Raw genomic sequence first — 8,424 nt, forward strand, 5'->3', positions numbered from 1 at the left:
ATTACCCCTCCTTCATCTCGCCAATAGAAACAGTTTTCTTATCAATATCCGCCTTGGTTAACCGATGAAAAGATAAATCGACCCCCTTCATTTTTTGAAAACCATCGACAACGATAATATCGCCTGCTTTAATGCCTGAACGAATAATCCAATACGCACCATACTTTTTACCCGGTTGTACTTCTTTCGTATGTACCTTATTAGACGCATCGACGACTGAAATAAAATATTTCCCGAGCGTTTGTTGTACTGCTCGTTGCGGTACTAACAGCACTTTTTGACGCACTGGTTGAGAAGCTATGACCGTACCATATAATCCTGGAATCAAGATATGATGTGGATTAGCAAAAGACGCTTTGATCAAAACAGAACCAGCACTACCTTCCATACTATGATTAACTTGTACAACTCGTCCATTTTCTGGATATATACTGCCATCAGAAAGGCGTAATCGTAAGGCTTGTCCCCACGTGCTATGATTCATATTACCTTTTGCCCACTGCAAATACGCTTCCTCTCCCAAGGAAAAAGAAACCAATACGGGATCGGTTGAAGAAATCGTAACGACAGGCGTATTTCCAGCCGTAACATACGTTCCTACGGGTACATCATCCACCCCTAATACGCCCGTAAAAGGAGCATATATCACCGTATCAGCGAGCGTGTCTTGAGCTGCTCGTACGCGTGTTTCTTGAGCTTGTACAACCGCTTCTTGTTGCCGCATCAAAGATTCTTGATCTGTAACCATCTGTGTAGAAACGGCATGTTGCTTACTCAATTGCTGATATCGATGATAATTCAACGCCTGATTGGCTAAGACAGCTTTGGCCCGTGCCGCTTCTGCTTTTGCCACGGCGAGCGCATTTTCTTGATCACGCTTATCTAGCCGAAAGAGCGGTTGTCCTGCCCGTACATTTTGCCCACCTTGCACATATTTTTCTACGATCCGCCCGGATACATTCGCTCGTATCGGTACCTTTTCCGCCGCAATAACCATACCACTATACTCATCTTGCAACGTCACTTCTTCGGCTGTAACCTCATAAGTATTCACCGCAATCGGCCCCTTCGGCAAACCTGCCGGTGCACCACAACCGCTTAACATACAAACCATAACAATAGCTATTACACTACTTATCAACCCTTTTCGGTTTCCGCTCATCGCACATCCTCCCATTCACCTTAATTCCATATAAAAGCATATCTAAGCATTGTGTCATATAGGAAAAAAACGAATACTCATGTTCCACTTCATCCATATAATCCAATATATCCGCAGCGGCATTCTTGACAAGATGCATAAACAAGGAAATATCAAACGTGCGAAAGATTCCCTCATCTTGACCTTGTGCTACCAATAATTCAAGGATCTCCCAATCTCGATTAACCATAATCCGTAATTTTTTTCGTACTTCTGGGACTCGTGATAACCATACATTCATATGGCGAACAGAAAATACCTGTGCTTGCCTTGATGACATCTGAAAAAATTTCATCATTTTTTCATCCGTTGGTAATGTCGTATCCTCTAATAATGCTTTATGTTCTCGATATAACTCATCCGCAAAAGCAACTAAGGATTGCCAAATGATATCTTGCTTCGATGTAAAATGTTCATACACCGTGCGTTTACTGATATGTAACCGCTTAGCTAGTTCATCTATATGAAAATCAGCCCCTTGCGTATTCACCAAAAACAAGGCTTCTGATAAAATTCGCTGTTGTATTGTTTCTTCCATGTAAATATCTCCTCTATTCGGGAAAACTTTTTCATAAAACTCAGTACCATAATCTAGTTTACGCTTTATGTAAAAAAAAGTCAACAAAGGTAACTACACAAAAAAACGCTTTTTACGTAACATACTTGTAAAAAGCGTTCTTTATTTATACTATTATTTATATTCCTATACCTTCATAGGGGTAGTAATTTGGCCATATTGAAAAAAACTATCTTTATCTAAACTATATATACCATCACACAACGTCGCATGCAGACTACCGGGACCGCAGCCTACTGCTTGTTCGCCTACTATGGACATCGACATAATCGCCGCCGCGGTAGCAATAAATGGCGTAGCAACCGAACTATAAGCAGCTGCCAAGGCACCAATCATACACCCCGTACCAGTAACATAGGGTAACGTGGCACACCCATTTTGTAAAAAGATCGCCCCTGTTGCATCAGCCACAACATCATTCTTTCCCGTTACCCCTAAAGTCGCATGCAAATATGCTGCCCCATCCTGCCAAAATGACGGCTCTAATTGCATCTCATCCTGTGCATCCACGCCCTTAGTGCCAGCATGGGTCGTTTCTAATAAACAATATAACTCACTACTGTTTCCCTTAATAATCGACACCGGAATAGTCTGCAAAAAAGCCCGTATTTCTGTTGTTCGCCACAACGTACTACCCACACCGACAGGATCCAATACAATCGGAATATGTTGTTCTATCGCTACTTCGGCGGCACAATACATAGCACGTAGACGTTCCTTTTTTAAAACCCCCATATTCAGCAACAAGGCTTTCGCTTGTTTTACCACATCGGCAACTTCCCGTATCTCTTCTGCCATAATCGGCGAAGCACCAAGAGCAAGCGTTATATTCGCACAATCATTCGTCGTCACAGGACTTGTTATTTCATGAATAAGTGGCTTTTGTTGCCGCACCCGTTCCCGTGCCTGTGCAATCTCCATCAAAATATGCTGTACTCGTTTCCCTCTCTCCATACGCTATCCCCCGTTATGCTTCCGCTTTGTCAAACAATGCTGCCGCAAATTGAGTTGCCTCAAAGGGACGTAAATCATCCATACCTTCACCAACACCAACCCAGCGAACAGGGACGCCGAGCGTACGTTTAACCGATAAGATAACGCCACCTTTCGCCGTACCGTCTAATTTTGTCAAAACGACACCCGTAAGAGGAACTACTTTCCCAAACAATGCCGCTTGTTGCACCGCATTTTGTCCGGTCGTAGCATCTAACACGAGTAAAGTTTCATGCGGGGCACCCTCAATATTTTTTCCTGCCACACGTGCCATTTTCCGCAATTCTTCCATCAGATTCGTTTTCGTATGCAATCGCCCAGCTGTATCCACTAAAAGTACATCAATACCACGTGCCTTGGCTGCTGCTGTAGCATCAAAAACAACAGCTGCCGCATCTGCCCCTTCTTTATGTTTGATAATTGGCACATTCGCACGATTCGCCCAAATAGTCAACTGTTCCGATGCAGCTGCCCGAAATGTATCCCCTGCAGCGACCATAACCGTTTTTCCTTCCTGTAAATAATAGTTCGCTAACTTGCCAATCGTCGTTGTTTTTCCTACGCCATTTACGCCAACGACAAAAATCACATGCGTTCCATTAGCCCATGTAACGGGCGTATTATTTTCTTTTAACAATTCGGTAATACACTTTTCCAAATAAGGAATGACATCGCTTCCCGACTGAATTTCTTTATCTTTTACACCACAACGAATCTGCTGCAAAATGTAATCGGTCGTATCCATACCAACATCACTGGTTAAAAGAACCGCTTCTAAATCTTCATACATTTCATCGTCAATCTTAGCATATCCTAAGACAACCGATTCTACGTTTTGCAATAACGAATGTTTTGTTTTCTCTAATCCTTTTTTTAACGTTGAAAAAAATCCCATGTTATATTCCTTCTTTCATAATATCATCAATTTTTATACTTACTAACCGAGATACACCCTTTTCTTCCATCGTAATTCCTTGTAACGTCTTAGCCGCCTCCATTGTCTTACGCCGATGCGTAATGACAATAAACTGCGTTTTATCTGTATATTTTTGCAGATACTGAGCTAACCGTTCAACATTCGCTTCATCTAAAGCTGCATCCACCTCATCAACAAAGCAAAAAGGTGCCGGATGATATGCTAAAAAGGCCAATAATAACGCAATAACAGTCAACGCTCGTTCTCCTCCTGATAAAAGGGACAAGGCTTGTTTTTTCTTTCCTGGTGGTGAAATCAACATGTCTACCCCCGATTGCAAGACCTCTTTTTCATCAGACAAGACTAACTGAGCCATACCCCCACCAAAAAGCCGACTAAAAATCGTTTGAAAATGCTTTCCTATCACGTCAAAAGCCTGCCTGAATTGTAAGGCCATAGCTGCATCAATATCTTTAATAAGATGTTGCAACTGTTGCCGCGAAACTTCTAAGTCTTCACATTGGCGATCATAAAATTTCTGCTGTGCAAGCGCCGTTTGATATGCTTCTTCTGCATTCGGATTGACCACCCCTAATGTCGCTAATTGCTGTTGTAATACCTGCACCCGTTGTTGTAACGCTTGTAAAGAGCCCTCTTTTTTCTGCTCCATCGCCTGTTGCCGTGTAAAACCTTGTCGAGCCAGCAACGCTTCAAAATGACGAATTTCAGCACTGTACTTTTCTATCTTCATCTCACTTCGATGCAACCGCTCTTCCCATTCCTGCACATGCAAACGCAATTCTGCTAATTGTGCATCATACGCACTACTCTGCTCAAAATGACCTTGGCGAATACGATAAAACTGCTCTTTTTCCTTATCTTTTTCCTGTACTTCCTGTTCTTTTCGTGCAATCGTAACCGTACAATCTTGAAGTATCTGCACCGTTTCCTCTAATTGCTTTTTCCCTTGCTCATATCTGATGCCAAGCCGTGCTTCATCAGCCTTCAAATCATGCTGTCGTTGTACTGCCTCTACACCTTGTCTTTCCCCCTGTTTAATTTGCTCTTCCAAAGTTGCCACAGCAACCTGACTTTCTGTTAAATCCTGTCGATACTGCTGTATCGCCGCAAGTACTTCTTTCCGTTGATGCTGCAAATCATCTCCATCCTCTTCAGAAAAATCTATCAGTTGATGCAACGCTTCTTCCTTTGCCACTACCATCGCCTGCACCGTACGCCGTTCTTGATCTATTTTTTCATAGCGTTGTTGCAAGTCGTGTGTACGAGCTTGCAGTAACTGCCTATCTTTTTCTGCATGCATACGCTGTAAAGAAATATCGTGCAATTGTCTTTCACAAACATCTTGTGCTTGCTGTATGTCCTCATATTGACTCCGTATAGTCGCAAGTGCTTGAGCTTGCTGAGAAACATTCGCTTCCACCATTTCGCCCTCAGTCCGCAAGGTGTTACAGGTTTGCTCTAATGAACAAACCAAAGCATGACGCCGTACAAGCGATCCCTCTTGCCGCCCCATACTACCTCCCGTCATCGCACCGCCTGGATGAAACAGCGTGCCATCAAGACATACCATGCGTAACCGTTGTCCATATTTACGTGCAACTTTCGCCGCCATATCAACAGAAGACGCAACAATCGTTTTTCCTAACAAAGAAGAAAAAACCGCAGCATAACGTTCGTCATACGTCAATAATTCATGGGCAAAACCGATAATGCCCTCTTCTTTTACCGCTGCTAGTTCCACGTTAGAAGGATGCCGCGGCTGTATCCGATCGAGAGGTAAAAACGTAGTTCGCCCAGCCTTCTGCTTTTGCAAATACGCAATAGCTTGCCTTGCATCCCCTTCGTTATTAATGATAATAAAAGTTGCCGCATTACCCAAGGCGATATCAATTGCCGTTACATAAGCAGAAGGAATATAACAAAGCCTACCAACCATACCGCACAGCGATTGATGCCACGGCTCTTTTTCCGCCGCAAAAACAACCTTACCGGCTCGCCCAACCCCTTCAAAGGCCTCTTCCATGCTTTGTAACACGTGCACACGCTGTGTCTTTTCTACTAACACTTGCTGTATTTTTTTATATCGTTCATAGACCTTATCATACTGCTGTTGCGATTTTCTCAATAAATTCTCCTTTATTTGTACAGCTGCTTGCAACTGTACAGACCTATCGTACAGCTTCTTTTCTTTCTCTACCCATGCATCATACGACTGTTGCAACCGTTCTTGCTCCTGGCAACCCGACTGCCAAGCGGTTGACGCTTCTTCCTTATCCTTCCCTAGGGCCTCTATTTGCTGTTGCAGATGCACTAAATCACGAGCAAGCAATTCTTTTTCTTGCTCATACTGAATGCGTTTATTCCGTTGCTGTCCTAACGCTTGTGCGAGAGCTTGTTCTTTTACTTCCGCTTCTCCTAACGCCCCTTGCAATAATGCCAACCCCTGTTTTGCCGACTGTAACGCCCGTTGCCGTTGTGCCATTTGCTGTTTTTGTGCAGCTACCCGTTTTGCATACACCTCTTTTCGATGTGCAAAGGTCTGTTTTTCCTCTTCAATTTCTTTCATCTGTTCTACTAAAATAGCTTGGCGCTGAATACATGCCTCTTTCCGTTCTTTTAAACTCTCCCAGTCATTATGAACCTGCAACACCTGCTGATCTAATTTTTTCGCTTGCTCCGTATCACCCGCAATCTGTTGTAATACGCTCTGCCGCTGCGTTTCTACTTCGGCAATCAGCTGTTGCCCATGCTCAATTTCCTGCTGAACCACTTCCCTGCTCCGTTCGGCTTTTTCCAACAAACCTTCACTATTACGCAATGCTTGCAACGTAAGCGAACCTTCATAGGCCAACCGTTCCTTATCTAATGCACGAAAACGCACTAAGTTATCTCGTTCCATTTTTAACGGTGCCAATCGCTCTTCCAATATCGTCCGCAAATCACCAACCCGTTCTAAATTCCTGGCAGTATCCGCTAATTTTCGCAACCCCTCCTCTTTACGACTCTTAAACCTCGTAATTCCAGCAACTTCTTCAAAAATAATCCGACGTTCTTCCGGTTTACTATTTAAAATACGATCCACGCGATTTTGCCCAATCACCGCCATCGAATCTTGACCGATACCCGTATCCGCAAATAACGCATGAATATCTTTCAAGCGACAAGCTTTTTTATTTAACAAAAATTCACTATCACCTGAACGAAACAAACGACGTGTGACCACCACTTCCGTAAAATCAATATCTAACACATGCTCACTATTATCAAAATACAAAGAAACTTCAGCAACACCCAACGGTCGCCTTATCGTCGTACCAGCAAAAATAATATCTTCGGCCTTTTGCCCCCGCAATTGACGGACATTCTGTTCACCTAACACCCAACGCAGGGCATCAGAAATATTGCTTTTGCCACTGCCATTAGGTCCTACAATGGCGGTTATCCCCTGATCAAACGTAAGTGTTGTTTTATCGGCAAATGACTTAAAGCCGCGTAATTCCATTTTGACTAATTGCACTGCTCTATCCTCTTTCTATCCCTCGCTTAACCCCTGACACAATAGGGGCAACTATATTGCTTATTATAACAAATACGACCTTATTATTAAAGCACTTGACACCTACCTTTGCACCGCTTTTGACTTGACGAAACTACTATTTCTGAGTATATTTAATAAAGCATATAATACATTATTGAAGGGGGATAACACGCATGATCCAAGTATATAAACACATAACTGGCCACTTAGAAGACAATATTTCCCTTGTAACTGCCGAAAAGGGTTCATGGATCCATGTCGTAAATCCCAACGCAGATGACTTGCAACTCGTTTCCATGGTTACAGAAATTCCAACCGACGTATTAAAAACGGCATTGGATACGGAAGAACGTTCTCACGTGGAAATTGAAGATGAATATATATTTGTCGTTATCAATATTCCTATTTTATTAGAAAAAGATAGTTACGACACATTACCACTAGGTATATTTATTACAGAAGATTTTATCATTACCCTTTGTATTGAAGAAACAGAAGTCATGCGTACCTTTACGGAGAATAAATACCCCCTCTTTTCTACTTTCAAAAAGACGCGGTTCCTCTTTCAAATTCTACACCGCTCGGCATCCTTATTTTTACGCTACTTAATGCAAATCAATCGGCGGACGGATGATACCGAATCGATGCTACGCCATTCCATGCGTAACAAAGACTTTTTTTTATTGCTCGAATTACAAAAATCATTAACCTACTTTACTTCCGCCTTGCGTAGCAACGGCATCGTGATGGAACGCCTCATGCGTATGCGTCGCAATACAGAATTATATCACTTATTAAAAATGTATGAAGAAGATGAAGATCTATTAGAAGATGTCATCATCGAAAATAAACAGGCTATCGAAATGGTTGAAATGTATTCTAATATTCTTATCAATATGTCCGATACATTTGCTTCCATCATTTCCAATAATCTCAATATCGTCATGAAATTCTTAGCCTCCGTCACCATTATTTTAGCTGTACCAACTATTATTTTTAGCTTTTGGGGTATCAATACGCCCTTACCTTTTTCGGCAAATCCTTTAGGCTATATTTATGTAATAATTATTTCCCTTATTTTCACGTTCTTAGCTTTTATTCTCTTATGGCGTAAAGATTTATTTTAATCGCAATACCAAACTAGTGAATATAGCAACTAAAAAAATAGCATAGACATC

Annotated in this window: 6 protein-coding genes; 1 reads left to right on the top strand and 5 read right to left on the bottom strand. The window is 42.2% G+C overall.

Annotation, left to right across the window (positions count from 1 at the left end; all coding sequences use genetic code 11):
* Window position 1: 1 nt before the first annotated feature.
* From HMPREF1040_RS02880 to smc, 5 genes are all read right to left on the bottom strand, one after another.
* Window positions 2-1,162: an efflux RND transporter periplasmic adaptor subunit gene (locus tag HMPREF1040_RS02880; RefSeq protein WP_007392411.1), complete on the bottom strand. Its 1,161-nt coding sequence runs from the start codon at window positions 1,160-1,162 to the stop codon at window positions 2-4.
* Entirely contained in the window at window positions 1,131-1,739 is a 609-nt protein-coding gene (locus tag HMPREF1040_RS02885) for a TetR/AcrR family transcriptional regulator (RefSeq protein WP_007392415.1), read from the bottom strand. The genes HMPREF1040_RS02880 and HMPREF1040_RS02885 overlap by 32 nt, the downstream gene beginning before the upstream one ends.
* A gap of 165 nt (window positions 1,740-1,904) precedes the next feature.
* Entirely contained in the window at window positions 1,905-2,732 is an 828-nt protein-coding gene (thiM, locus tag HMPREF1040_RS02890) for a hydroxyethylthiazole kinase (RefSeq protein WP_007392407.1), read from the bottom strand.
* A gap of 13 nt (window positions 2,733-2,745) precedes the next feature.
* On the bottom strand, window positions 2,746-3,666 hold the full coding sequence (ftsY, locus tag HMPREF1040_RS02895; RefSeq protein ID WP_007392410.1) for a signal recognition particle-docking protein FtsY: 921 nt from the start codon (window positions 3,664-3,666) through the stop codon (window positions 2,746-2,748).
* Between the two features lies 1 nt (window position 3,667).
* Window positions 3,668-7,225 (bottom strand): chromosome segregation protein SMC, encoded by a 3,558-nt coding sequence (smc, locus tag HMPREF1040_RS02900; RefSeq protein WP_007392416.1) that lies wholly within the window; start codon window positions 7,223-7,225, stop codon window positions 3,668-3,670.
* A gap of 194 nt (window positions 7,226-7,419) precedes the next feature.
* Here smc and HMPREF1040_RS02905 point away from each other — a divergent pair, with 194 nt between their 5' ends.
* Window positions 7,420-8,373, top strand: coding sequence for a magnesium transporter CorA family protein (locus tag HMPREF1040_RS02905; protein ID WP_007392418.1), 954 nt, complete (start codon window positions 7,420-7,422; stop codon window positions 8,371-8,373).
* Window positions 8,374-8,424: the final 51 nt, after the last annotated feature.

Origin of the sequence: Megasphaera sp. UPII 135-E (assembly GCF_000221545.1) — a bacterium.
GTDB classification, from domain to species: domain Bacteria; phylum Bacillota; class Negativicutes; order Veillonellales; family Megasphaeraceae; genus Megasphaera; species Megasphaera hutchinsoni.